Source organism: Paraurantiacibacter namhicola, assembly GCF_001687545.1.
In the GTDB taxonomy this organism is placed as follows: domain Bacteria; phylum Pseudomonadota; class Alphaproteobacteria; order Sphingomonadales; family Sphingomonadaceae; genus Paraurantiacibacter; species Paraurantiacibacter namhicola.
On the sequence record NZ_CP016545.1, the window covers coordinates 1,068,615 to 1,093,154 of the forward strand.

The following is a 24,540-nucleotide window of genomic DNA, read 5'->3' on the forward strand; positions in this document are numbered from 1 at the left end:
CAAAATGATCGTCGGCACCGTACGCGAAATCAAGAACCACGAATATCGCGTGGGCCTTACGCCGGAGAGCGCGCGGGAACTGACCTCGCATGGCCACCAGGTGCTCGTGGAGCAGGGCGCGGGCCATGGCATCGGCGCGTTGGACGCGGAATACGAGAATGCCGGCGCGGAATTGGTCCCGGCGGCTGCCGAGGTTTTCGAGCGTGCGGAAATGATCGTGAAGGTCAAGGAGCCGCAGGCGGTGGAACGCGCCATGCTGCGCGAAGGCCAGATCCTCTACACGTACCTCCACCTCGCCCCCGATCCGGAGCAGACGAAGGATTTGGTGAAGTCCGGCGCGATCTGCATTGCGTATGAGACGGTTACCGATGACGATGGCGGCCTGCCGCTTCTGAAGCCGATGAGCCAGGTGGCCGGGCGCATGTCCATCCAGGCGGGTGCCACCGCGCTGGAGAAGGCGCAGGGCGGCCGCGGCGTGCTGCTGGGCGGCGTGCCCGGCGTGCTGCCGGCCAAGGTTGCCGTGATCGGCGGCGGCGTGGTCGGCTTCAACGCGGCGCAGATGGCGGCCGGGCTGGGTGCGGACGTCACCATCCTCGATCGCAATCCCGCCGTGCTTGAAAAGCTGGCGATCCATTTCGAAAGCCGCGCCAAGACGCGCTTCTCCAGCGTCGCCAACCTTGCAGACAGCGTGGCCGATGCGGACCTGGTGATCGGCGCGGTCCTCATCCCCGGCGCGGCCGCACCCAAGCTGGTGACGCGCGAAATGCTGGGCACGATGCTGCCGGGCGCAGTGCTGGTGGACGTTGCCATCGACCAGGGCGGCTGTTTCGAAACTAGCAAGGCCACCACGCATGCGGACCCGACGTACACCGTGGATGGCATCGTGCATTACTGCGTCGCAAATATGCCTGGCGCGGTCTGCCGCACCAGCACCTATGCGCTCAACAATGTGACGCTGCCGCACGCCATGCGCATCGCCAACAAGGGCTGGAAGCAGGCACTGGCCGACGATCCGCACCTGCTGGCGGGCCTGAATGTGTGGAACGGGAAAGTCACTTACGAAGCCGTCGCGCGCGACCTCGGCTACGATTACGTGCCGGCCGAAGAGGCTGTCGCCTAATAGGTTTCCAGCAGGGCTTCCAGCTCTGCGCTGCGCAGCTGGGTCAGGTGATCCTTGCAGGTTGCCACCAGCAGCGGCTCCAGCGATCCGCCGCGCGCCTCATACCCTTCCATGCGGCAGTGCGCGTCACGGTAAGCCAGCCAGCTGCGCTGCCCTTCCAGCAGGGTCTCGAAATAGCCGGGGCGGCCATCGTCCATGTCGGTATTGTCAGCATCGCGCGCCTTCGCGTCGGCAGCGGCCCTGGACCAGACCTCGTTCAGCCGCGCATCGGATTTCTTGTAATCCTGATGCGCGCAGTAATTCATTTCCGACTGGGTGAGCGGGTTTTCGCAATTCCATTCCTGAGCAGGCGCAGGCGCGGCGGCGATGAGAAGCGTGAGCGTTGCAAGCGTGGTCATGGCGTGGTGGTCCCCTCCGGCAAGTCGTAGTCCGGTCCGCATCGTGACGCAGCATAGGTCGCCAAGGCAAGGGCGTAATCGCCGGACCCGCGCCGCTCGGCTTCCTCGCGGGGTATGGTCGCAATGGCGCGGGACATGCGCGTGATATTGGCAAGCGTGAGGTCACCGAGCGCACTCGTATATATGCCGATCGTGAAAAGGATCGCGCCGCTTTCCGGCAGCTTTCGCAGGGTCTGCCGCTCGCAGCGCACGAACAGGCGCGCGCCCGCATTTTCGGCGGTTACACCGGCGAAGGGATCGGCAGGCAGCTCGTCCGCCATCCAGCGCGGGGCACCTGTTGGCGCGACGAACCAGTTCGCGCGGCCATAGATCTTCCCCGGCTTCAGCGTCTCCATGAACCGGTCGACCCCGGTGGCCAGCTGCTGTTCATAGCCATGGATCGGCGCGTGCAGCGCAATCAGCGGCAGGCCCAGCTTCTCCGCCGGATGCCAGTCGGTCGGGAAGGCGACGGCCGCGCCTGACAGGCGGTACATGTCCTCGCCATCGGAGCGCAGCAGCAGGCACATGTCCTCCCAGGTGGTGAGTGCGGCATCGGCCAGGCTGCCGTCCACGCCCAGCATGGCTGCCAGTTCCGCGCCTGCCGGTTCTGCCTGCGGTAGCAGCGCCGCGCTGCCGGGATGGGCGGCGAAAGCGGCTCGCCGTGCGGCGAGATCGGGTTCGCCTTGTAGCCAGTCGTGCTCGGTGAGGGCCTTCAGGCCCATCTTCAGCCGTCCGCCCTCACGGGCGAAGGGCAGCAATGTGTCGACGGAAAAGCCCAGAGCGGGCTGCTTGCTCAGTGCGCGCCTTCCTTGGCGCGGGCCAGCATGCCGATCAGCTGGTCGGGCGGGCATGGCTTGCTGCAGGCGATGGCATCGGGATAGCGTTCGCGCAGTTCCTCGGGCGTGGCATGGCCGCTGTGGAATACCAGCGGGACACCTGCCTCACTGAGCGCATCGGCCAGCGGATACACCTCGCCATCGGCAGTCTGCACGTCCAGGATCGCAATGTCCGGCATGCGCTGGTCGATGGCGATGAAGGCGTGGTCCTTGTTGGCGAAGGGCCCTTCGACCTTGTAGCCGAGGTCGCGAACGGTTTCGGACAAGTCGAGGGCGACGATGAACTCGTCCTCCACGATAAGAACGTTCGGCTGTTCGCCGGTTGCCGCTTGGCTTGCCATGTCAGGTCCCCGTCTGTCTCGCCCGGTCGCGTGGGCAGGGGAGTCAACGGGCATCGCGCGGGAGCGTTCCCAACTAATATCAAGCTGGCTCAGCCGTTGCCGAACTTGCCGGAAAAGCCTGCCTCGTCACCGGCGGCCAGGAAGCGTGCCTGCTCCGTCCAATTGTCGCGGCGGATGCGCCCCTCGAAGCGGCCGAGCTGGCTGTCGATCCGGTCGATCTCCGCATCGTCCCAGGCGGCAATCTGCGCGTAGCTGGTGACGCCCATGTCCTTGAGCATGGTTTCCAGTTTCGGGCCTACGCCCTTGATGCGCTTGAGATCGTCCGACGCTGCCGCGGTTGGCGCGGGCGCTGGCGCAGGTGTGGGTTCGGGTGTTGCAGCGGGCGCAGGTTCTGCCTCGGCCTCTGCCATTTGGGCCTCGCGCGCGGCCTCGTCCGCCGCTGCGGCCACGGCTGTTCCCGCCCCGGCAAGGCCGGCGGGGGTGGCGGGCGGAACGGTGGGCTGGACCGACATGGCCGATGGCGCATCGATCAGCGCCTGGTTGCGCTTGGCAGGTGCTGCTTCGCCGCCGTCCTTGCCCCCGTCTTCGTCCTGCCTCTCGACAGTCGTCTTGCGCGTCGCGGCGAAAATCCACCAAGCGACCAGCAGGCCGATGACCAGTGCGATGACCACCAGCCACCAGTTTTCCATCAGGATCTGTTCCATTGCCTCGTTCCCCTACAGGCTACCCCGGCCCCAGATGGCCCAGCCGATCGCGAGGCCCGCCACGAAGGCGAGCAGGAGTATCACGAACAGTTCGAGCCAGATGGGCATTGCGCAATGTTCCTAGGTAAAGCGTGCCGCCGCGCCAAGCCCCGTTATGCGCTCAGCGCGGGCCGGGCGTATCTACGGGTGTGGGCACGATGGGATTGGTCGCCACAACGCGAAATTCTATGCGGCGGTTGGCCGGGTCCTGCGGCGGCAGGTCCGGCACGGGCTCGCGCGAGCCGACACCGCGGGCGCGCAAGCCGTCGGCCGGGATGCCGCGCGCGATCAGCGCCTGCCGCACGGCGTCGGCCCGTTCGCGCGACAGGGCAAGGTTGCCCGGCTCAGGCCCGGAGCTGTCCGTATGCCCGGTGATGGCGATGATCGCGCCTAGGCAGGGCCGCAGCGCATCGGCGACTTCGGCCACCAGCGCGCTACTGCCTTCGTCGATACGGGCGCTGCCTTCCTCGAACCGCAGGGAGCGTGCGCGCAGCAGTGCCTGCACATCGTCCTGGCAATGCAGCGGATCGACTTGCGGCACGCTGCTTTCGGCCTGCATCGTCCCGTCCGCCCATACCGGGCCGCCGACGCCATGCACGGCCGCCACGGCGCGGGCAATCTCCGCGCGCTTGCTCTCGGCCAGGTCTTCGCCGCCCGTCAGACGCGGGTGGCGCGAGGGCAGGCCATTGGGGGAGGCAAACTCGGCCTTCACGGGCGTGCCGTCCACTGCCGCGATGGCGCGTGCGGCCTCCTCCTCAAGCGCTGCCGCAATGGGCGCGCCGGTCAGCCTCCCGCCGAGAATGGCGAGCATGAAAACGGCGAACACGCCCAGGGCTAGCGCCAGCGTCGGGCGCTGCAGGAAATGGGTTATCGCGCGCATCTACCGCACCTCCGAAGGTGTGCTGGCAACCGGGTCTTCGGGCAGGTCCTTGTCCGGCGTGTTCCCCTTGCGAAACAGCACGCGGTCTTCCGGCCCGAAGCCGCGTTTCCAGATGACGATGCCGTAAGCTACCAGGATGGCCGGGATGCCGATGGTCAGCTCGAACCAGTCCGGGAACTGGGTGACGATCCAGCCCACCAGGCCAGCGGGAGCCGCTGCCCAGACCAGCGCCCAGCGGAAGTTGTTGATTGGCGCTTCCAGCAGGCGAGCCAGCAGGCGCGCCTTCACGAAGGATGCCGTGCCCAGCGCCACCATCAGGGCGATGGCCGCAGCGGCCGCCTTGTATCCCTCGTCATACCCGAGGTGTTCGACCAGTTTGATCAGCCCGATCGTCAGGACCACCTGAAAGGCGATTGTCCCAAGCGAAAGGGCCAGATTCCGTTTGCGGGCGATGTAAACCAGCACGGCTTCGGACACGACGGCGGTGGCCGCCACGACTTCCGCCGTCAGCAGGAATGTCAGCGCGCCCGTGCCGCCTACGAAGTCCGGACCCACCAGACGCATCACCGCCTCGCCCGGCAGCAGCAGCGCCAGCCCGATGCCGGCCTGCGCGGCGATGATCCAGAAGCCCACCTGGCTGACCTGCTTGGCGATGGCCTGGTAATTCTTCGTCTTCAGGTTCTTGGTGATGACCGGGCCGAGGATCGGCTCGAAGCTCGTCTTCAGCTTCTGCGGCAGGCTGGCGACCTGCTGGGCGACATAATAGATGCCCACCGCGACGGGCGATGCGAACAGGCCCAATATGAAGATGTCGACGCGCCTTGTGCCCCATTCCACCGCGTCGGCAGTGGCCAGCGGGAAGGCGCGGCTCGCCTGCTTCCACAGCGCGACAGGATGCGGCCGCCAACCCCGGGGCAAGCCATAATCGCGCAGGAAGGGGATCACGGCCACGATCAGCCCGGCATAGACCGAGGCGATGTAAGCCAGCGCTAGCCCGCTATCGGGCACGATGTAATACAGTACGCCTGCCATGATGGAGATGGTCCACGGCTCCACGATGGCGCGGCTGCGCACGGTGGTGCCGATATCGTGGCGGCAGGCCTGCGCGGCCAGCAGGATCTCCGTCAGCGCAAACGCCGGAATGCCCGTGACAAGCCAGATATCCAGCGGGCCGTTCATGCCGTTGGGGAACATGGGTGCAGGCACGGCCCAGAAGAACAATGCTGCGAGGACGGAGAGGACCGTGGTCAGCAGGATGCCGTCGAACACGGTATTTGCCGGGCGCACATCCTCCGCCTCGCTCAGCCGCTGGGCAAGGCCGCGCTTTTCGCCGAGCGCGCAGACGAGCGCGATGAGTTCGACCACCACCAGCGCGCTGGCGAAGCGGCCAAGGTTCTCTGGCCCGTAAAGCCGGCCCGCGATGAACAGGAAGGGCAGGCGCGCAGCCAGCCGCAGCAGGAAGCCGAAGAAATTCGTGCGGCCACCCTTGGCCAGCGTGGCGATATCCTCGCCATTGTCAGTGCCATTTCCGGGCGCTGCGGGCGCACCGGGCGGCTGGGCCGGGGGCTGCGTGCTCACCTCTGCGCCCCTTCTGGCTTGAGCGGGCGGGCCAGCAAGTCGGAGACGACATCGCGCGCAGGGGCGCCGTCCAGCAGCTGCGCCACGGCAGCGGCGATGGGCATTTCCACGCCGTGCCTGGCCGCCAGTTCATTTAGCACAGGGCAGGTGTGCGCGCCCTCGGCCACGGTCACGCGGTTGCTCAGCAGGTCGGCAGGCGATTGCCCTTCGCCCAGCGCCTTGCCGAGCGAGAAATTGCGGCTGGCCGTGCTGGAGCAGGTGAGGACGAGGTCGCCCATGCCGCACAGGCCGGCCAGCGTTTCGGAGCGCGCGCCCAGCGCCAGGCCGAAGCGCGTCATTTCCGCATAGCCGCGCGCGATTAGGGCGGCGCGGGCGTTCTGGCCAAGACCCAGACCGTCCACCACGCCGCAGGCGATGGCGAGCACGTTTTTCACCGCGCCGCCGATTTCCGCACCGGCAACATCGTCGCTGTAATAGGGGCGGAAGGCCGGGCGGGCGATCGCGGGGGCGAGGCGCTGCCACTGCTCCTCTGCGCCGCCGCAGGCCAGCGTGACGGCGGTGGGCAGTCCTGCGGCAACCTCATGCGCGAATGTGGGGCCGGACAGGACGGCCACTTCGGCGTCCGGCTTGACCTCGCTGACCACGTCATTGGCAGGCAGCAGCGTCCCGGCCTCTATGCCCTTGGAACAGATTACGAGGTCGCGCGGCGTGCCCTCCATCGATCCCAGGACGCGGCGGATCAGCTGTGCGGGCGTTACCACCAGGGCGATGTCCAGCGCGGCGAGGTCTTCTAGGTTGCCGGTGGCCTTGATCGATGGCGAAAGTTCGGCCGAGGGCAGGAATGTCGCGTTGCGATGCGCCGAATTGACCTGCTCGACCACTTCGGGCTCGAACGCCCACAGCAGCACATCGCGGCCGTCGCTCGCCAGCATCTGCGCCAGCGCCGTGCCCCACGCGCCTGCGCCGATCACGCCGACGGTGCGGCCTTCGCGGTCCCGGTTGCGCCGTTCGTCGGTCATGCCTTTACCCCTGCTCCGCGCACCGCTTCCGCATCCGGGTCCAGTGGCCAACGCGGGCGTGCGGATACGTCCAGCGGCGCGAATTCGCCCAGCGGCAGGCGCTCGATCCCGGCCCATGCGATCATCGCCGCATTGTCCGTGCACAGCGCCAAGGGCGGGGCGACAAAATCGAGGCCGTTTTTCTCGGCCAGCCCTTCCAGCGCCCCGCGAACCGTGGCGTTTGCCGCCACGCCGCCGGCCACCACCAGCGCGGTGACAGGCTCCATCGTGTCCAGCGCCCGCGTCATCCGGTCTATCAGGCAGTCGACTGCGGCCTGCTGGAAACTGGCGGCAATGTCCGCCGCCGCGTGCTCGCCGGACTGGTGCGCGCGCATTACGGCGCTCTTCAGGCCAGCAAAGCTGAAATGCGGCTCCGCGCTGCCCTTCAACGGTCGGGGGAGGGGAACGGCGTGCGGATCGCCCTCGCGCGCCAGCTTCTCCACCGCCGGGCCGCCCGGGAAGCCGAGGCCCAGGATCTTGGCGGTCTTGTCGTAAGCCTCGCCCAGCGCATCGTCGATCGTGGTAGCAAGACGGGTGTACTGGCCGACCCCGCCGACGCGCAGGATCTGGCAATGTCCGCCGCTCACCAGCAGCAGGGCGTATGGAAAGTCGAGCTTCGCGTCCGCCAGGCGCGGGCTGAGCGCGTGGCCTTCCAGATGGTTGATGGCCAGCAGCGGCACGTCGCTCGCCATGGCCAGCGCCTTGGCCGTCACCAGCCCCACCATCACGCCGCCGATCAGGCCGGGGCCTGCCGTCGCGGCAATCGCGTCGCAATCGGCCAGTTCCTTGCCCGCATCGTCCAGCACGGCCTGCACCAGCGGCGCGAGCCGCTCCGCATGGGCGCGGGCGGCGATTTCGGGCACCACGCCGCCATAGGGCGCATGGTGATCGTCCTGGCTGGCAATACGCTGGGCCAGCACACGCCGATCGCCGTCCACGAGGGCGGCGGCGGTTTCATCGCATGAACTCTCGATCCCGAGCACTATTGGCATGAGGGTTCCACTGGACAAAAAGCGCCGTTAGGGCAAGCCGCGAACATGGCCGATATACCCCGCAACCACCCCGTCCTGCGCCTTGGGACCCGGCAGAGCCCGCTGGCGATGGCGCAGGCGCGCGAGACCGCCAACCGCCTGTGCGCCGCGCATGGCTGGGCGGAAGGGGCCGTGGAGCTGGTCCCCGTGGTGGCCAGCGGCGACAAGATCCAGGACCGTCCGCTGGCCGAAATCGGCGGCAAGGCGCTGTGGACGAAAGAGCTGGATGCCTGGCTGGCAGCCGGCGAGATCGACGCCAGCGTGCATTCGCTGAAGGATGTCGAGACCTTGCGGCCCGAGCAGTTCACGCTCGGAGCGATACTGGAGCGGGCCGACCGGCGCGACCGGCTGCTGGGCGCAGCCTCCATCCGGGCCATCCCGCAGGGCGCAGTGGTCGGGACGAGCGCACCGCGCCGCGCCGCGCAGCTGCTGCATGCAAGGCCGGACTGCAAGGTCGTGACCTTTCGCGGCAATGTGGCGACCCGCATGGCCAAGCTGGCTTCGGGAGAGGCTGATGCAACCTTCCTCGCCGCCGCCGGGCTGGAGCGGCTGGGCGAGAGCGGTGTCGGCACGCCCCTTGATGCGCAGGACTGGCTGCCCGCGCCATCGCAAGGTGCGATTGCCGTGGAATGCCGCAGCGATGACCAGGAGGTGCGCGCCCTCCTGTCGGCAATCGATCACGCTGCCACGCGGGCCGAAGTGCTGGCGGAACGCGCCCTGCTGGAGGCGCTTGGCGGCACCTGCCACAGCCCCATCGCCGTGCTGTGCGAGCAGGATGGTGACGCGCTGGCCATGCGGGCCGCGATTTACAGCGCGGATGGTGCGGACCGGACAGAGGGCGAGGCACGCTTTGCAGCTGGCGACCTAGACGCGCCGCGTGCGCTGGGCCGCGACCTGCTCGCACGCGCCACGCCTGCAATCCGCGCCCTGTTCGGGGGCGAACCGTGACCGGCAGCATCCTCTGCATTCGTCCGGAGCCGGGATGCGCGGCCAGCGTGGCGGCGGGCCGGGAGCTGAGACTGGAGATTACCGCGCTGCCGTTGTTCGCTGTGGAGCCCGTCGCCTGGGATGTCCCGGAGCCGGCGGCCTTCGATGCCGTGCTCGCAGGCAGCGCGAATGCCTTTCGCCATGGCGGCGAGGGACTTGGCGTGCTGACGGGCCTTCCGGTCCTCGCCGTGGGTAAGGCAACGGCGCAGGCAGCCGAAGACGCGGGCTTCGCGGTGGAGGCGACCGGGCAGGGCGGATTGCAGGGCGTGCTGGACAGCCAAGCCGCAGAAGCGCGGCGACTGTTGCGGCTGGCCGGCGAGGACCGCGTCCCGCTGGACCTGCCGGACGGCGTCAGCATGAAGGAGGCGGTCGTCTATCGCAGCCGCGCGCTGTCCTTGCCGGATGACGCCGCAGGCAGGATGGGTGAGAATCCGGTGGTGATGCTGCATTCGGCTCGCGCTGCCAGCCATTTCGCCGATCAGCTCGAGCGGATCGGCGGCCGGCGCGGGGATGTGCGCATCGCCGCGCTGGGCCAGCGGATTGCGCAGGCGGCTGGACCGGGCTGGGCCGAAGTCGCGATCGCATCCACACCTTCGGATCAGGCTTTGTTGGCGCTGGTGGCGCAAATGTGCCATTCATCGGGCCTAAACGCGCCGCTGTCATAACGGCAGCCAGGGGTCGCGAGAGAAGTATGGACATGTATTCCGCCAGCAGTGCGCGGCCGAGTGCCGCCCGTGAACGTGGCCCAGCCGGGACCGCGCGCCTGATGACGCTGGTCGCGCTGGGCAGCTTCTTGCTCGGCGCTGTCGCCATCGGCGTGATGACATGGGATTCCGATCATTTCGGCGATGGCACGATCTTCCGCGTGCGCAGCGATGGCATGTCGCCCGCTGCGGCTGCGACGCTGCCTGCCCGGACCGGCGCCACGGACGATGCGCTGGTCGAGAACGTCATCACCCAGCAGGGCGGACTGGACCAGCGGCTCGCCGCGCTGGAGCAGCGCCTGTCCAGCCTGGACCTTCGGGCAGAAGCTGCCGCCGGCAATGCCGCGCGCGCGGAGGGGCTGCTGATCGCCTTTGCCACCCGCCGCGCGCTCGATCGCGGCGCACCGCTCGGCTACCTCGCCGACCAGCTTCGCCTGCGCTTTGGTGAGAGCAAGCCCAATGCCGTGCAGGCCATCCTGGATTTCGAGCAGGACCCGGTCACCAAGACCGACCTTCTGACCCGTCTGGACAGCCTTTCCGCCGCCCTGCAGGAATCGCCGGGCGATGAGGGCGTGTTCCCCTGGCTTTCGCGCGAGATGGGCTCGCTCTTCAGGATCCGCAGCGAGGATACGCCCTCACCGCTGCCGCAGCGCCGGCTGGAGCGGGCGCGCATGTATCTGGAAGTGGGCGATGTTGATAAGGCGGTGGCTGAGGTGAAGGCCCTGCCCAATGCCGTGGCGGCGGCAGACTGGATTTCCGATGCCGGGCGCTATGGGCGTGTGCAGCAGGCGCTGGACGTGATCGAAACGGCAGCCGTGCTGGAAACGCGCGGGCTGAAGGATGGCAGCGGCGAAGAGGTGGAAACGCCGGGCGCCGCGCAGACCCTGCCGCGCAGCTGAGGCCGACTCAGTTCAAGCTTTCAGCAGCTCTGGCACATCGCCGGTCACGCCGCGCGCTTCATCCATGAACCAGCTTTTCAGGCGCGGCGTGCGCTGGATCGCGCCCATGCCCAGCCGCCGGATGGCCGATGGCACGCGCCCGGGAATACCGAAGATGCGGGTCAGCCCGTCGGTTGCCAGTGCCACGCTGAATGCATCCAGCCCGCGCCATTTCTCGTAACGGTCCAGCAATTGCGCATCGCCCGGCTCCAGCCCGATGCGGCGGCCGTCGGACAGCACTTCGACCAATGCACCCACATCGCGCAGGCCAAGGTTCAGGCCTTGCCCTGCAATCGGGTGGATGCCGTGCGCCGCGTCGCCCACCAGCGCCAGCCGGTCGCCCGTAATCTTGGCCGTATGGTGGAAGCCGAGCGGATAGGAGCTGCGCGCCGAGGTGACCTCGACCGCGCCAAACACGCCATGCATGCGCTTGGCCACTTCGGCCGCAAAGGCGCGCTCGCCCAGCTTCAGCACGCCTGCCGCATCGCTTTCGGATACAGTCCAGACCAGCGCGCTGCGATGCGTGCCGTCTTCGTCGTCCAGCAGGGGCAGCAGGGCGAAGGGGCCGTCGGAATAGAAGATTTCCCACGCCGTCCCGTCATGCGGACGCTCGTGCGAGAGGCCCGCGATGATGGCGCGGTGGCTGTAATCCCACTTGGCGATGGTGATGCCGGCATTGTCGCGCGTGGGGCTGCCGCGCCCCTCGGCTGCGATCATCAGCGCGGCTTCCAGCTTCGTGCCGTCGGCCAGCGTGGCAGATACGCCGTGCGGGCTGCGGTCACGCGCGGTGACTTCGGCGCGCGGATGCCATGCGATGGCGTCCTCGGCCTCGGCTGCCTCGAACAGGGCCTGGCGCAGCACACGGTTGGCGAACATGCGCCCCAGCGTGCCTTCATGCGCTTCGGGCGTGAAGTCGATGCGGCCCGGCTTCATGCCGTCCGTCACCGCGATGCTGCGGATCTCGCAACCCTTCGGCTCCAGCGTTTCGTCCAGGCCGATGTTGCGGAACAGGCGCCAGCTGGCCGTGGAGATGGCGCTGGCGCGGCCATCGAAGCCGTCGGCCATTTGCGAAGCGGGATCGGCCCGGTCCACCACGTGGCTGGAGAAACCCTTTTTCGCGGCCGTCAGGGCCAGGGTCATCCCGACCAGTCCGCCGCCGATGATGAGGAGATCGCGCTTGTCCGCCATGGCCGCCAGCTTTAGGGCGATGCACACCATGCAGGCAAGGACGTTCGCAACTTGGCAGGCGCTTTGTGCGCGGGGCCTGCTGGCCCTGCTGGCCGCCGCGATGCTGCTGCTGGTGTGGACGCCCGGCATGGCGCAGGATGCAGCGGAAGGGCGCCCGGCGGACATGGTGGACCGCGGCACGGCCCGGCTGGTGCTGGACAATCCGCAGCCTGCCGGCGGCACGCTGGACGCCGCGCTCGTCTTCGTGCCGGACGAAGGCTGGCACGGCTATTGGAGCAATCCGGGCGATGCCGGGCAGGGTATAGAGCTGGTCTGGACGCTGCCCGCCGGGTGGAGCGCGGGCGAGCCTGCCTTCCCCGTGCCGCAGACATACGTAACCGGCGGCCTGATGAACCACGTCTTCGAAGGCGAGCACGCGCTGATCGTGCCGCTTTCGGTTCCTCCGGGGACGCCTCCGGGCAGTTATCCGGTGGAGGTCTTCGGCCGCTGGCTGACCTGCAGCGCCAGCCTGTGCGTGCCGCAGCGCGCCACTCTGCGGGCGATTGCCGTGGTGGGCCCATCCGGTACGCCCGATGCGCAATTCGAACGCTGGCGCGCCGCCATCCCGCCCATGCTGGCGAGCGAGGCGCGCTTTGCCTGGACGCCGACTGCCCTGCGGCTCGCCATCCCGCTGCCCGCAGCCATGGACCCGGCCGCCCCGCATGTCTTCGTGCAGGAAGGGGAGCTTGTGGACTATGCCGCGCCGCAGCGCTTCAGCCGGGTTGGCGATACGATCGTGGCCGAAATCCCGCGCAAGGGCGCGCCGCAGGACATCGGCCAGGTCACCGGCATATTCTCCTTCGGCGATTTCGGCTTCCGCTTCACCGCTGTGCCGGGAGATGTCCCCACCGGCGGCACTCCGATCGCTGGTCCGGGCGGCGACCTCACCGCGCCCCTGTGGCTGCTGATCGGCGGGGCGCTGCTGGGCGGGTTGCTGCTAAACGTCATGCCGTGCGTTTTCCCGATCCTCAGCCTGAAGGCGCTGTCGCTTGCCAAGGCGGGCGGTAGCGAGGCTGAGGCGCAGCGCGAGGGGCTGGCTTACACCGCGGGCGTCGTGCTGGCCTGCCTCGGCCTCGGCACGCTGCTGCTGGCCCTGCGCGCGGGCGGCAGCGAGATCGGCTGGGCCTTCCAGTTGCAATCCCCCGGCATCGTGCTGGCCTTGCTGGCGCTCGCCGTCGCCATAACGGCCAACCTGGCAGGAATATATGAACTGCCTGCGCTTTCCCTGACGCGGCCGGGAGGCGGGCAGGGCGCTTTTGCGACCGGCCTGCTCGCGGCGTTCGTGGCGACGCCTTGCACCGGGCCCTTCATGGCGGCTGCGCTGGGCGCTGCGCTGGTCCTGCCCTGGTGGCAGGCGCTGGCCCTTTTCGGCGCGCTGGGGCTCGGCCTTGCGCTGCCTTTCCTGCTGCTGGGCTTCGTGCCTGCGCTGCGGCGCATGTTGCCCAGGCCCGGTGCGTGGATGGAGACGTTCCGCCGCGTGCTCGCCATCCCGATGGGGCTGACGGCGCTGGCGCTGCTGTGGCTCAGCTGGCGCATTGGCGGCCCGGTCTTCGCCGGGCTCGGGCTCGTCCTTGCCGCTGCGGTGGTGGCCGCGCTGGTCGCGTGGCGCATGCGGAAGGCGCTGCTGGCTCTGGTTGCGATTGCGATCATGGCCGGCGCGTCTGTCATGGCTGTGCAGGCATCGCGGACACATCAGACCGGGGCGCTCGATTCCATTCTCGACAGCGAGCCTTTCAGTGCCCGGGCGCTGGCGGAGGCGCGCGCATCAGGGCAGCCCGTCTTCGTCTATTTCACCGCCGACTGGTGCGTGACCTGCAAGGTGAATGAGGCTGCTGCGCTGGAGCGCGAGGGCGTGCGCGACGCCTTCGAGGATGCCGGTGTTATCGTCCTGCGCGGCGACTGGACGCGCGAGGATCCGGAGATCACGCGCTTCCTGACGGCGCAGGGCGTGGCCGGCATTCCGCTATACATGTGGTACCCGGCGGGCGGCGAGGGCGAGCAATTGCCGCAGCTGCTGACGCAGGGCATGCTGGTCGATCTGGCTCAGGACGCGTCTTCGACCGGCTCCTGATCGGTTTCGGGCGCTTCGCCGCTTTCATCCGCTTCTGCCTCCATCACCTTGCCGCCCGCGCGGCACCAGGTAACGAATTCGCCCGGGACGCGGCTGCCCACGATGCGCAGGGTGCCGCCGCCCGGTAGCGTCGCCTCGATCGGGCGCGGACCTGTGAAGACATCCAGCGCGGGGTCGTCCGCCGCCAGCGTGCCTTCCCAGATGCGCCCTTCCTCGGTCAGCGTGGCATCGAGCATAAAGCGCGAGGTTGTGCCATTGCCGATGACGGGAAACAGCGCCTTCGCGTCCGGGTCGGCAGGATAGTGCCGGATAATCGCCAGTTGCGGCGGATCGCCCTTCAACCGGCAATCGAGCGTCAGCAGCGGCGTTGCGGCATCCGGCCCGAAGACGATGGCCTGCCCGTCCGGCGACACGGTCCAGCTTGCATCCTCATGGTCGGGGATGACAGGCGTTTCGTAAGGCGCGGGTGTCGCCGCTGCTTCGGAACTGGCAGCAGCAGGATCGCCGCCATTCCCACAGGCCGCGAGCAATGGCAGCAGGCAAAGCGCACCTGCCCTCACGGCTTGCCGCCCATCTTCTTGTAGCGGGTCTTGCCATAGCGGGTCTTGCGCGTGCCCGGCTTGCCTTCGTTGCTGCGGCCCACGATCGGGGCCTTTTTCTGCTGGTCCGGCAGGCCGAGCTCGTCATTCTCCAGCCGGCGGATCTCGTCGCGCAGGCGGCCTGCTTCCTCGAATTCCAGATTGGCGGCGGCGTTGCGCATGCGCTTTTCCAGGTCCTCGATATAAGCGCGCAAATTATGCCCGACGAGGTTGTTGACCTCGTCATCGCCGGTTTCGATCAGCACCCCGTCGCGCGATGCGGTGTCGGCCACGATATCGGCGATGGCGCGCTTGATCGTGGTCGGCGTGATGCCGTGTTCCTCGTTGTATTCGCGCTGCTTTTCGCGGCGACGCTCGGTCTCCGCCATGGCGCGTTCCATGCTGCCGGTGATCCGGTCCGCATAGAGGATGACCTTGCCATCCACATTGCGCGCGGCGCGGCCGATGGTCTGGATCAGGCTGGTTTCGGAGCGCAGGAAGCCTTCCTTGTCCGCATCCAGGATGGCGACGAGGCCGCATTCGGGTATGTCCAGGCCTTCGCGCAGCAGGTTGATGCCGATCAGCACGTCGTACACGCCCAACCGCAGGTCGCGGATCAGCTCGATACGCTCCAGCGTCTCCACATCGGAGTGCATATAGCGTACGCGCACGCCCTGTTCGTGCATGAATTCGGTCAGGTCTTCCGCCATCCGCTTGGTCAGCGTGGTAACCAGCGTGCGATATCCGCGCGCGGCGGCCTGCTTGGCCTCCTCGATGCAGTCCTGCACCTGGTCCTCGACCGGCTTTACCTCCACCGGCGGGTCAATCAGGCCGGTCGGGCGGATGACCTGTTCGGCGAACACGCCGCCGGTCTGCTCCAGCTCCCAGCCGCCGGGCGTGGCGGACACGCAGAAGGTCTGCGGGCGCATTGCGTCCCATTCATTGAAGCGCAGCGGGCGGTTATCGATGCAGCTGGGCAGGCGGAAGCCGTATTCGGCCAGCGTGATCTTGCGGCGGTGATCGCCCTTCGACATCGCGCCGATCTGCGGCACGGTCTGGTGGCTTTCGTCCACGAACAGCAGCGCGTTTTCGGGCAGATATTCGAACAGCGTGGGCGGCGGCTCGCCCGGCAGGCGGCCGGTCAGGAAGCGGCTGTAATTCTCGATCCCGTTGCAGCTGCCCGTGGCGGCAATCATTTCCAGGTCGAAGTTGGTGCGCTGTTCCAGCCGCTGGGCTTCCAGCAGGCGGCCCTCGGCCTGCAATTCTTTCAGCCGCTCCTCCAGCTCGAACTTGATGGCCTGGCTGGCCTGCTTCATCGTGGGCCCGGGCGTGACATAGTGGCTGTTGGCGTAGACGCGCACCTTCTCCAGCACCTGTCCCTTCTTGCCGGTCAGGGGATCGAATTCGGCGATCTCCTCGATATCGTCCCCGAAGAAGCTGATGCGCCATGCGGTGTCTTCCAGATGGCTGGGGAACAGCTCCAGATTGTCGCCCCGCACGCGGAAATTGCCGCGCGCAAAGGCGGCATCGTTGCGCTTGTATTGCAGCGCCACCAGCTTGCGGATCAGCTCGCGCTGGTCGACCGTGTCGCCCGCCTTGATGTCGAAGATCATGGCGGAATAGGTTTCCACCGAGCCGATGCCGTACAGGCACGAAACGGAGGCCACGATCAGCACATCGTCCCGCTCCAGCAGGGCGCGCGTGGCGGAGTGGCGCATCCGGTCGATGGCCTCGTTTACGCTGGATTCCTTCTCGATATAGGTGTCGGAGCGCGGGACGTAGGCCTCCGGCTGGTAGTAATCGTAATAGCTGACGAAATACTCGACGGCGTTGTTCGGGAAGAAACTCTTGAACTCGCCATACAGCTGCGCGGCCAGGATCTTGTTCGGCGCCAGGATCAGCGCCGGGCGCTGCAATTCCTCGATCACCTTGGCCATGGTGAAGGTCTTGCCCGATCCAGTCACGCCCAGCAGGGTCTGCGTCTGCTCCCCCTCGCGCGCGGCGGCGACGAGTTCGGCGATGGCTGTGGGCTGGTCACCGGCCGGCTGGTATTCGCTCACCAGTTCGAAGCGTTTGCCCGGCAGCGACTTTTCCGGGCGCGCTGGCTTGTGGGGTGTGAAGTTGCCTGTCGTATCGGGCTCTTCCAGCCCGCGCCTGATAACCAGTTCTGCCATCGCGCCTATATGGGAGAGGGTTGCGCGAAGGACAATGCAGGCCTGACCGGCGTTGGCATTGCGCCGCCCGCTTGTTACCGTGCGCGGCACAGGACCCGGGACAGGAGAACCCCATGCGCAATTTCCAGATAGCCGCCGCCACCGTGATGGCCTTGTCGCTTGCTGCATGCGGCAGCGATTCCGATCCGGCAGGCGAAAGCGCCCCGATGGACGAGGCTGAGGTTGCCGAGCAAATCGAACAGATCGAATTGCAGCCCGGCCAGTACCAGACCAGCCTTTCGCTGGTGGAATTCGACTTCCCCGGCGTCGATGGTGAAGCGGAAGCGCAGATGCGCGATGTGATGGCGCAGGCGTTGGAGGAGGGCAATTCGTTCTGCCTGACACCCGATGAGGCCGCGCAGGGTCCGGAGCGGATGCTGCAGGAACTGGCCGAAGCGGACTGCACCTTCACCACGATCGACGTGTCGGGTGGCAATGTCGATGCGCAGATGGCCTGCGTGATGGAGGGCGGCGAGGAAAGCCGCTTCACCATGAGCGGGACGTACGCCGCAGATGGCTCCAGCATGCGCATGTCGACCAAGCAGGACGTCGGCGGCCAGGAAGTAGCCATTACCATGCAAGCGGAATCGAAGCGGACCGGCGAATGCGTCTGACGAATTTGCTGGCGGCTGCCGGCGCTGCAATCCTGCTGCCCGGCTGTGCGCCGGACGCCCCCGATGCGGAGGAAATCCGCGCACAGGGTGCGAAACTGACGAAGCAGGAGCCGGGCCTCTATCGCTCCACCACGTCCCTGCTGGCTTATGCCATTCCCAATGCGACCCCGCAGGAGGCCGCCGCCGCGCGCGAGCGGATGGAAACGACTCAGCCCGAGACGACCGAAATCTGCCTGACCGCAGAGGAGGCCGAGCGCGGCTTCGACCCGCTGATCGAAAGCCTGCAGGACGGCGAATGCGCCGCCAGCCGCTTCGTCGCCAATGACAGCGAGCTCTCGGCCCAGTTCTCCTGCAAGGGGACGGGCGGGGTCGTTTCGGAAATGGGCCTGTCCGGCACCTCTGCAAAGGACCGGGCTCATTTGGTGGTCGAGGTCGAGCAGCGCGGGGACGCCGTACCGGGCGGGCTGGCGCAAATGACGATCGACATCTCCATGGAACGGGTGGGTGAATGCACCACCGGCCAGGGCTGACTGCAGGTGGCGGCGCCCCCGGATGAATCGCCGCAGATAGACAAACGCAGCGGCTATTTCGGCAAGCTGTCGCCCTTTCCAAAGGACCTTGGCCGCCGCTTTGCACTGGCCATGGCAAGGGACCCGGGCAATGCGGCGCGGCCTGCAGCAACGCTGCTATGGCGGGAGCTGGGCGCCGTGGCGGATTCGGTGGCGCGCCTGTCCCGCCCGGCGATGGCGGTGGAGCCTGCAAGCGATCCGCAGGTCGTCATCATGATCCCGGGCTTCCTTACTCACCCGGTGAAGATGCGCCATTTCGCGCGCCAGCTGGAGCGGGCGGGCCATACGGTCAAACGCTGGGGGCTGGGCTTCAATTTCGGCGCCACGGCGGAGAATTTCGATTTCGTCGCCCGCCGCGTGTGCGAGGTGTCGGAGCGCTATGGCCGCCCGGTGGTGCTGGTCGGCTGGAGCCTTGGCGGCATTTTCGCGCGCGAGGTGGCCAAGCGGCATCCCGCTGCAGTGCAAAAGGTCATCACCATGGGCACGCCCTTTTCCGGCAGCCCCTATGCCAACAACGCCTGGCGGCTTTACCAGATGGTGGCCGGGCATTCGGTGGAGGAGCCGCCCATCGAGACGAACTCTGCCGAGAAACCGCCGGTCGAGACCGTGGCCCTGTGGAGCCCGCGTGACGGCGTGATTTCTCCGCGCAGTGCCGCTGGCTGGCCGGGTGAGCGGGACCGCGCCATCGCGCTTCGCTGCACCCATATCGGTTTTTCCAATGGCGAGGAGGCCATTCGCACGGTTCTTTCGGAACTCTCCGCCAGCTGAACCTTTGGGAAATGTAGGCGGGGCAGGACCCGCGGCCTCCGGGATCGTGATGAGCGGCGAACAACAGCAGTTTTTCGATGAAATGCGCGATGCCGATGGCAACGTGCGCCCGGCCTATGCCGATTACCACAGCTGGCTTTCCGAACAGGAAGACGGGCTGATGGACCGGAAGCATTACGAGGCGGAGAGCGTGTTCCGCCGCACAGGCATCACCTTCAACGTCTATGGCGAGGACGATGCCGAGGAGCGCCTGATCCCCTTCGACATGGTCCCGCGCATTGTCAGCGGCGCGGAATGGCGCAAGCTCAGCCGCGGGATCGACCAGCGGGTGCGCGCGCTAAACGCTTTCATGCACGACCTGTATCACCGGCAGGAAATCATCCGCAGCGGCCGCCTGCCCGAACGCCTGTTCCGCCAGAACGCCGCATGGCTGCCGCAGATGGTGGGCATGACCCCGCCGGGCGGCGTCTATACGCACATCGTGGGCGTGGACCTGGTGCGCACAGGCCCGGACGATTTCCTTGTGCTGGAAGACAATGCACGCACACCCAGCGGCGTTTCCTACATGCTGGAAAACCGCGAGACGATGATGGCCATGTTCCCGGAGCTGTTCAGCCGGGTGAATGTGCAGCCGGTCGCCGATTACCCGCGCCGCCTGGCCAAGAGCCTTGCCGCTTGCGCCCCGGAAGGTGCCGGCAGCACGCCGCGCATCGCCGTGCTGACGCCAGGCATCTACAACTCCGCCTATTACGAGCACGCCTTCCTGGCGGACCAGATGGGCGCGGAGCTGGTCGAAGGCAGCGATCTTCGCGTGATCGGTGGCAAGGTCCAGATGCGGACCACGCAGGGTTATGAGCCGATCGACGTGCTTTATCGCCGCGTGGACGACGATTACCTCGATCCGCTCACCTTCAACACCGACAGCGTGCTGGGCGTGCCGGGCATCTTCGATGTCTATCGCGCGGGCAATATCACCATCGCCAACGCGCCGGGCACGGGCGTGGCGGATGACAAGGCAATCTATTCCTTCATGCCGGAGATCGTCGAGTTTTACACCGGCGAGAAACCGCTGCTGGCCAATGTCGAAACCTATCGCTGCGCCGATCCGGACAGCCGCAAGTATGTGCTGGAAAACCTGGCGGACCTGGTCGTGAAGGAAGTCCACGGCTCCGGCGGGTACGGCATGCTCGTCGGCCCGGCCTCCACGAAGGAAAAGATCGAGGAATTCCGCGCCAAGATAAAGGCGAACCCGGACAATTATATCGCGCAGCCGACGCTGTCGCTTTCCACCTGCCCGATCCACACCAAGAGCGGGCTGGCCCCGCGCCATGTCGACCTTCGGCCGTTTGTGCTCGTGTCCCCCAACGGCGTGGACATCACGCCCGGCGGCCTGACGCGCGTGGCGCTGGAAGAAGGATCGCTGGTGGTCAACTCAAGCCAGGGAGGCGGCACCAAGGACAGCTGGGTGCTGGCGGACTGATGGCGGGGGAAGCGACATGTTAGGCCGGACTGCAAGCGGCGTATTCTGGCTGTTCCGCTACCTTGAGCGGGCCGAGAACACGGCGCGCCTGCTGGAAGCGGGCCTGCGCATGGCCCTGACCCGCGAGAGCGAAGCGGCGAGCCGCGAGTGGCGCAGCGTCGTCACCACGCTGGGTCTGAAATCCGCCTACGAGGCGCAGGGCGGCGATTACACCAATATCGACGTGTGCGATTTCGTGCTGCGCGCATCAAGCAATTCCGAAAGCGTGCTTTCCATGTTCGAACGCGCGCGCACCAACGCGCGCGGTTCGCGCACGTCGCTGACGCGCGAGGTTTGGGAAGCGGTCAACGAAGGCTGGATGAATTTGTGCGAGCTGCTGGACGAGCGGATTGAGGAGCGTGACCTTGGCCGCGTGCTTGCCGCGATCCGGCGTGAGAGCACCATCGCACGCGGTGCCACGCATGGCTCCATGATGCGCAACCAGATCTACAGCTTCGCGCGCATGGGCACGTTCATAGAGCGCGCCGACAACACGGCCCGCATCCTGGACGTAAAATATTACGTCCTGCTGCCGTCGCTATCCTACATCGGCAGCGCGGTGGACACGGGACAGTGGGACAACGTCCTGCGGTCCCTTTCGGGCGAGCGCGCCTATCGCTGGCTGAATGCCGGGCAGATGAGCGCCAAGAGCATTGCCGATTTCCTGGTGCTGGATTCGCGTTTCCCGCGCAGCCTGGCCTTCTGCTATGGTGCGATCCGCGAGAACATGTCCGAACTGGCCAAGTTCCACGGTGAGGAGCGCGAGGCCCATGCGCTGATGCGCGAGGCCGACATGAGGCTGTTCGGGCAGGATATCGATGCGATCTTCGATCGCGGCCTGCACCAGTTCATCCTGGATTTCCTCGCCACAAATCGCCGGATTTCGGACGCTATTGCGGTCGATTACCGGTTTGCGGCTTAGGAGGCCCGACACCCATGCGCCTCGCCATCAGACATTCCACCACTTATCGCTTCAGCGAACCCGTGGCCCACGGCCTGCAGCGCCTGCGTCTGACGCCCAAGGCCACGCAGGGCCAGGAAGTCCTGGACTGGCGCATGACATACGAAGGTGCGCGCGAGGAGCTGGTCTACGAGGACCAGAATTACAACACGGTCTCGCTCGTCAGCGTGGATGGCGGCGCGAAGAAGGTCGTGGTCACCTGCGAGGGCACGGTCGACACGGAGGACAAGGCCGGCGTGATCGGCCAGCATGCCGGGCACCTGCCGCTCTGGGCCTTCCTCGGCGCGACCGACCTGACGCGGCCCGGTGACGGCGTGCGCGCGCTGATCGCATCGGTCGAGCGCAGCGAGGGCGGCATGGTCAGCACGCTGCACAATCTGTCTGCCCGGATCCGCGAGCGCGTGGATTACCAGACCGGGCGGACCGGGGTCACGACCACGGCAGAAGAGGCCATCGAGGCAGGTCAGGGTGTCTGCCAGGACCACGCCCACATCTTCATCGCCTGCGCCCGCGCACTGGAAATCCCCGCGCGCTATGTCAGCGGGTACCTGATGATGAATGACCGGATCGAGCAGGAAGCCACCCACGCATGGGCGGAAGCGCATGTTCAGGGGCTTGGCTGGGTAGGCTTCGACATTTCCAACCAGATCAGCCCCGATCCGCGTTATGTTCGCGTTGCAACGGGCCGTGATTACCGCGATGCAGCGCCGGTGACCGGAATCAGCTTCGGCGGCGTTGCAGAAGACCTGGAAGTGGACCTCGCGGTCGAACAGCAGGTCGCCACCCAGCAATAGGAATTGGGCGCTGCGGCGCCCGGAGGGAATACTGAGACATGACGTATTGCGTGGGCATAGCGCTCGAAAAAGGGCTGGTGCTGATGAGCGACACCCGGACGAACTCGGGCGTCGACAATATTTCGGTATTCCGCAAGATGTTCACCTGGTCCGTTCCGGGTGAGCGCATCATCACGGTGATGACCGCTGGCAACCTTGCCACGACGCAGGCTGTCATCAGCAAGCTTGAAGAACGGACCAAGGCACCGGACGAGCGGACCAATTCGCTGATGGACCTGCCGACCATGTTCCAGGTCGCGATCGAAACCGGCAAGCTGCTGCGTGAAACCGTGCGCCACACCCAGGAAACCAACGGCGTGCGCGGCAAGGGCCGCTTCACCGCCTCCATCATCCTGGCAGGGCAGATCAAGGGCATGGAGCCGCGACTTTTCATGATCTACCCGGAAGGCAATTTCATCGAAGCCAGCCAGGACACGCCCTTCTTCCAGATCGGCGAGACCAAGTACGGCCGCCCCATCATCCTTCGCGGCTATGACCGGGACATGAGTTTCGAAGATGCGGTCAAGCTGCTGATGGTCAGCTTCGATTCCACACTGAAGGCAAATCTGTCCGTCGGCCTGCCGCTGGACCTGATGGTGATAGGTCGCGACGAATTTGCCCCCTCGCACGAGCGGCGCATCGAGCATGGCGATCCTTACTTCGATGCCATCTCGCGCAATTGGGGCGAATATCTGCGCACTGCTTTCCATTCGCTGCCCGATTACAGCTTCTTCCAGGACTACGACCCGGACAGCGCGGGTAAGTGATCCTACCTAGACGGCAATCCCTACGCGCCTCTTGCTAGGCATTTTACGTTTCGCGGCGACTGTGATGCCTCCGATCTGGAGACATTCCCTGTGCCGAAACACTGCGAAAAAGACACCAACTGGCCGTTTATAGATGCAAATCCGAGGCCGAGGCGGATTGTGCAAAGGCCCGGTTCGTCCAGTCTCAGCCGCATGGAACAGCGAACACGGCTACACATCGTCGACAGTGACAGCAGGGCGCGGGCAGAGCATTCGCGCACCGCATTTGCCGCAGGGCATCACGCGGAAGTCTATTCGGACATGGATGAGCTGCTGGAGGCAGCACCGCGCGATGGCATCATCCTGGTGCGGGACCGGATCACCGGCGGGGCGATGGCGCGCACGATGGACAAGCTTTCCGCCTGCGGCACATGGCTGCCGGTGGTGGCAATGGCGCGCGATGCAGCGCCGGGCCGGGTGGTTTCGGCGGTCAAGGCGGGCGCGCTCGATTACCTGACGCTGCCGCTTAGCCGCGAAGGCCTGAAAGCCTCGCTGGCGATGGTCGAATCCGAAGCCGCAGAGCAGGTCGCCGCGCGTCGCAGCGAGGTCGAGGCCCGCCAGCGCATCGAGAAACTGAGCGGGCGCGAACGCGAAGTGCTGGACCTGCTGGCAGACGGCAATTCCAACAAGGGCATCGCCCGCGAGCTGGGCATCAGTCCGCGCACGGTGGAGATCCACCGCGCCAACATGATGATGAAGCTGGGCGCGGGGCATGCGGCCGAAGCGGTGCGCATTTACCTGCAGGCCAACTTCCCGGCATCGAACGATGTCACGCCCACAGAACGCCCGTCACGCTATATCGCGGCACCGCCAGTGACCGGCAGCCATCCCCGACCGGATCGTGCTGTCGTGCGGGAAAACGGCGTCATCCGCCAGTTCCCCCAGGCCTAGCGGCAGAAGGTACGCCCGCCGCCGATCTTCTCGACATGGAAGTGATCGCGGTGCGCGGCGTTGTAATCCGGGCCGAGTACGGTCCCGAAACGCTTGCAGGCGCTGCGATGCACGGTGCGCAGGAATGCGCGCTCCGCTGCGGTTCCGCTGTCCCAATCGCCTGCGACAGATATGCGCCTGCCATCTGCAAGCACGAAGCCTGACACGTCGATGGCTTGCGCGGTGGCATGGGCGCTGCGGCGTCCGGTGCCTGCGACATTGCGGCAGGAATAGCTTCCCATCGTCTCGATCCGGGCGACGCCCGTGCCAAGGTGCTGGCGTGCCGCGCGGTCCACACCGAAGCGTGCCCATTTGGCAAAGGCTGTCGCCTCTTCGCACACGACCGGGCCAAGGCTGCTGACCGCGATAGGTGAGAAATCGCCGGGCAGCCTGTCCAGGCTGACGGAATTCACGGTGCTGCACCCGCCGCCATATTCGCGGTCCGGCAGGACCTCGAAGCGCGTGCCGGTGTCGGACAGTGCGGAAAGGCATTGCCGCGCAGCCAGCGTGCCCGCCTGCGGGACATCGGCGGACGGGGCCTGCCTGTCGCCCGGCAGCATCGAACAGCCCGCCAGCAGCAAGGGCAGGGCCAGCAGGGCCGGGAAAGGGATAGCGCGGCGCGGCATCCGCCCGATCTGCCACCTTCGTGCTTAACACCAGCCTAATCGGCCTGCGGGTGCATTCGATTTCCTGACGATAGCCGGGCAAGAACGGAACACTTCTGGCCGCTCTTCGCTTGACTCGTTGCAGTGCAGCATTAGTGCCGCTGATGGGCCACGCGGTCCCAACGCCGCGCGT

At 66.7% G+C, this 24,540-nt stretch carries 25 protein-coding genes; 13 read left to right on the plus strand and 12 right to left on the minus strand.

Features of this window, described 5'->3' with window-relative positions:
* Positions 1-4 precede the first annotated feature (4 nt).
* The gene (gene ald / locus A6F65_RS05150) at positions 5-1,120 is read left to right on the plus strand and encodes an alanine dehydrogenase (protein WP_067786538.1); all 1,116 of its coding nucleotides are present in this window, start codon (positions 5-7) and stop codon (positions 1,118-1,120) included.
* Here the strand turns inward: ald and A6F65_RS05155 are convergent.
* The 8 genes from A6F65_RS05155 to tsaD all read right to left on the minus strand — a co-directional run bounded on the left by A6F65_RS05155 (position 1,117) and on the right by tsaD (position 7,985).
* Complete coding sequence (locus A6F65_RS05155) at positions 1,117-1,518, minus strand: lysozyme inhibitor LprI family protein (RefSeq protein ID WP_067786540.1); 402 nt, start codon at positions 1,516-1,518, stop codon at positions 1,117-1,119. The two genes, ald and A6F65_RS05155, sit on opposite strands and share 4 nt — an antisense overlap.
* Positions 1,515-2,279, minus strand: a complete 765-nt coding sequence (locus A6F65_RS05160; RefSeq protein WP_237164891.1) for a heme-dependent oxidative N-demethylase family protein — start codon at positions 2,277-2,279, stop codon at positions 1,515-1,517. Before A6F65_RS05160 ends, A6F65_RS05155 begins: the two co-directional genes overlap by 4 nt.
* A 71-nt stretch (positions 2,280-2,350) precedes the next feature.
* Entirely contained in the window at positions 2,351-2,734 is a 384-nt protein-coding gene (locus tag A6F65_RS05165) for a response regulator (protein WP_067786542.1), read from the minus strand.
* Positions 2,735-2,823: 89 nt separating this feature from the next.
* Positions 2,824-3,438, minus strand: a complete 615-nt coding sequence (locus A6F65_RS05170) for a hypothetical protein (protein ID WP_067786544.1) — start codon at positions 3,436-3,438, stop codon at positions 2,824-2,826.
* Positions 3,439-3,598: 160 nt separating this feature from the next.
* Positions 3,599-4,357 (minus strand): OmpA family protein, encoded by a 759-nt coding sequence (locus tag A6F65_RS05175; RefSeq protein ID WP_237164892.1) that lies wholly within the window; start codon positions 4,355-4,357, stop codon positions 3,599-3,601.
* Positions 4,358-5,935, minus strand: coding sequence for a lipopolysaccharide biosynthesis protein (locus A6F65_RS05180; protein ID WP_083989250.1), 1,578 nt, complete (start codon positions 5,933-5,935; stop codon positions 4,358-4,360). It lies immediately after the preceding gene.
* The gene (locus A6F65_RS05185; protein ID WP_067786547.1) at positions 5,932-6,954 is read right to left on the minus strand and encodes an NAD(P)H-dependent glycerol-3-phosphate dehydrogenase; all 1,023 of its coding nucleotides are present in this window, start codon (positions 6,952-6,954) and stop codon (positions 5,932-5,934) included. Before A6F65_RS05185 ends, A6F65_RS05180 begins: the two co-directional genes overlap by 4 nt.
* The gene (gene tsaD / locus A6F65_RS05190; protein WP_067786548.1) at positions 6,951-7,985 is read right to left on the minus strand and encodes a tRNA (adenosine(37)-N6)-threonylcarbamoyltransferase complex transferase subunit TsaD; all 1,035 of its coding nucleotides are present in this window, start codon (positions 7,983-7,985) and stop codon (positions 6,951-6,953) included. Before tsaD ends, A6F65_RS05185 begins: the two co-directional genes overlap by 4 nt.
* Positions 7,986-8,030: 45 nt before the next feature.
* On the opposite strand from tsaD, the gene hemC reads away from it, so the two are divergent.
* Genes hemC through A6F65_RS05205 form a run of 3 tightly spaced genes read left to right on the plus strand, consistent with a single transcriptional unit; the run spans position 8,031 to position 10,614 of the window.
* Positions 8,031-8,972 (plus strand): hydroxymethylbilane synthase, encoded by a 942-nt coding sequence (gene hemC, locus A6F65_RS05195; RefSeq protein ID WP_083989252.1) that lies wholly within the window; start codon positions 8,031-8,033, stop codon positions 8,970-8,972.
* Positions 8,969-9,676, plus strand: a complete 708-nt coding sequence (locus A6F65_RS05200; RefSeq protein ID WP_067786552.1) for a uroporphyrinogen-III synthase — start codon at positions 8,969-8,971, stop codon at positions 9,674-9,676. The genes hemC and A6F65_RS05200 overlap by 4 nt, the downstream gene beginning before the upstream one ends.
* A gap of 26 nt (positions 9,677-9,702) precedes the next feature.
* Positions 9,703-10,614: a mitofilin family membrane protein gene (locus A6F65_RS05205; protein ID WP_157093065.1), complete on the plus strand. Its 912-nt coding sequence runs from the start codon at positions 9,703-9,705 to the stop codon at positions 10,612-10,614.
* A gap of 12 nt (positions 10,615-10,626) precedes the next feature.
* Here A6F65_RS05205 and A6F65_RS05210 read toward each other — a convergent pair whose 3' ends face one another.
* Positions 10,627-11,841, minus strand: coding sequence for an FAD-dependent monooxygenase (locus A6F65_RS05210; RefSeq protein WP_083989591.1), 1,215 nt, complete (start codon positions 11,839-11,841; stop codon positions 10,627-10,629).
* Positions 11,842-11,869: 28 nt separating this feature from the next.
* Here A6F65_RS05210 and A6F65_RS05215 point away from each other — a divergent pair, with 28 nt between their 5' ends.
* Complete coding sequence (locus A6F65_RS05215) at positions 11,870-13,951, plus strand: protein-disulfide reductase DsbD family protein (RefSeq protein ID WP_067790119.1); 2,082 nt, start codon at positions 11,870-11,872, stop codon at positions 13,949-13,951.
* Here A6F65_RS05215 and A6F65_RS05220 read toward each other — a convergent pair.
* The gene (locus tag A6F65_RS05220; protein ID WP_067786558.1) at positions 13,924-14,481 is read right to left on the minus strand and encodes a hypothetical protein; all 558 of its coding nucleotides are present in this window, start codon (positions 14,479-14,481) and stop codon (positions 13,924-13,926) included. The two genes, A6F65_RS05215 and A6F65_RS05220, sit on opposite strands and share 28 nt — an antisense overlap.
* Before the next feature lie 26 nt (positions 14,482-14,507).
* Positions 14,508-16,703: an excinuclease ABC subunit UvrB gene (gene uvrB, locus A6F65_RS05225; RefSeq protein ID WP_067786560.1), complete on the minus strand. Its 2,196-nt coding sequence runs from the start codon at positions 16,701-16,703 to the stop codon at positions 14,508-14,510.
* Positions 16,704-16,816: 113 nt separating this feature from the next.
* Between uvrB and A6F65_RS05230 the strand changes: the two genes are divergently transcribed.
* The 8 genes from A6F65_RS05230 (at position 16,817) to A6F65_RS05265 (ending at position 23,703) form a co-directional block, all read left to right on the plus strand.
* Positions 16,817-17,356: a DUF3617 domain-containing protein gene (locus A6F65_RS05230; RefSeq protein WP_067786561.1), complete on the plus strand. Its 540-nt coding sequence runs from the start codon at positions 16,817-16,819 to the stop codon at positions 17,354-17,356.
* The gene (locus A6F65_RS05235) at positions 17,347-17,886 is read left to right on the plus strand and encodes a DUF3617 domain-containing protein (RefSeq protein ID WP_067786563.1); all 540 of its coding nucleotides are present in this window, start codon (positions 17,347-17,349) and stop codon (positions 17,884-17,886) included. Before A6F65_RS05230 ends, A6F65_RS05235 begins: the two co-directional genes overlap by 10 nt.
* A 111-nt stretch (positions 17,887-17,997) precedes the next feature.
* Complete coding sequence (locus A6F65_RS05240) at positions 17,998-18,693, plus strand: esterase/lipase family protein (RefSeq protein WP_083989593.1); 696 nt, start codon at positions 17,998-18,000, stop codon at positions 18,691-18,693.
* A gap of 49 nt (positions 18,694-18,742) precedes the next feature.
* Positions 18,743-20,173 carry a circularly permuted type 2 ATP-grasp protein gene (locus tag A6F65_RS05245; RefSeq protein ID WP_067786565.1) on the plus strand — a complete coding sequence of 477 codons (1,431 nt, stop codon included), beginning with the start codon at positions 18,743-18,745 and terminating at the stop codon, positions 20,171-20,173.
* Between the two features lie 16 nt (positions 20,174-20,189).
* On the plus strand, positions 20,190-21,134 hold the full coding sequence (locus tag A6F65_RS05250) for an alpha-E domain-containing protein (RefSeq protein WP_067786567.1): 945 nt from the start codon (positions 20,190-20,192) through the stop codon (positions 21,132-21,134).
* A gap of 14 nt (positions 21,135-21,148) precedes the next feature.
* Positions 21,149-21,967 carry a transglutaminase family protein gene (locus tag A6F65_RS05255; protein WP_067786569.1) on the plus strand — a complete coding sequence of 273 codons (819 nt, stop codon included), beginning with the start codon at positions 21,149-21,151 and terminating at the stop codon, positions 21,965-21,967.
* Positions 21,968-22,005: 38 nt separating this feature from the next.
* Complete coding sequence (locus tag A6F65_RS05260) at positions 22,006-22,773, plus strand: proteasome-type protease (protein ID WP_067786571.1); 768 nt, start codon at positions 22,006-22,008, stop codon at positions 22,771-22,773.
* A 192-nt stretch (positions 22,774-22,965) separates the two neighbouring features.
* Positions 22,966-23,703 (plus strand): response regulator transcription factor, encoded by a 738-nt coding sequence (locus A6F65_RS05265; protein WP_083989254.1) that lies wholly within the window; start codon positions 22,966-22,968, stop codon positions 23,701-23,703.
* On the opposite strand, the gene A6F65_RS05270 is transcribed toward A6F65_RS05265, so the two are convergent.
* Positions 23,700-24,368, minus strand: a complete 669-nt coding sequence (locus A6F65_RS05270; RefSeq protein WP_067786575.1) for an extensin family protein — start codon at positions 24,366-24,368, stop codon at positions 23,700-23,702. The two genes, A6F65_RS05265 and A6F65_RS05270, sit on opposite strands and share 4 nt — an antisense overlap.
* Positions 24,369-24,540: the final 172 nt, after the last annotated feature.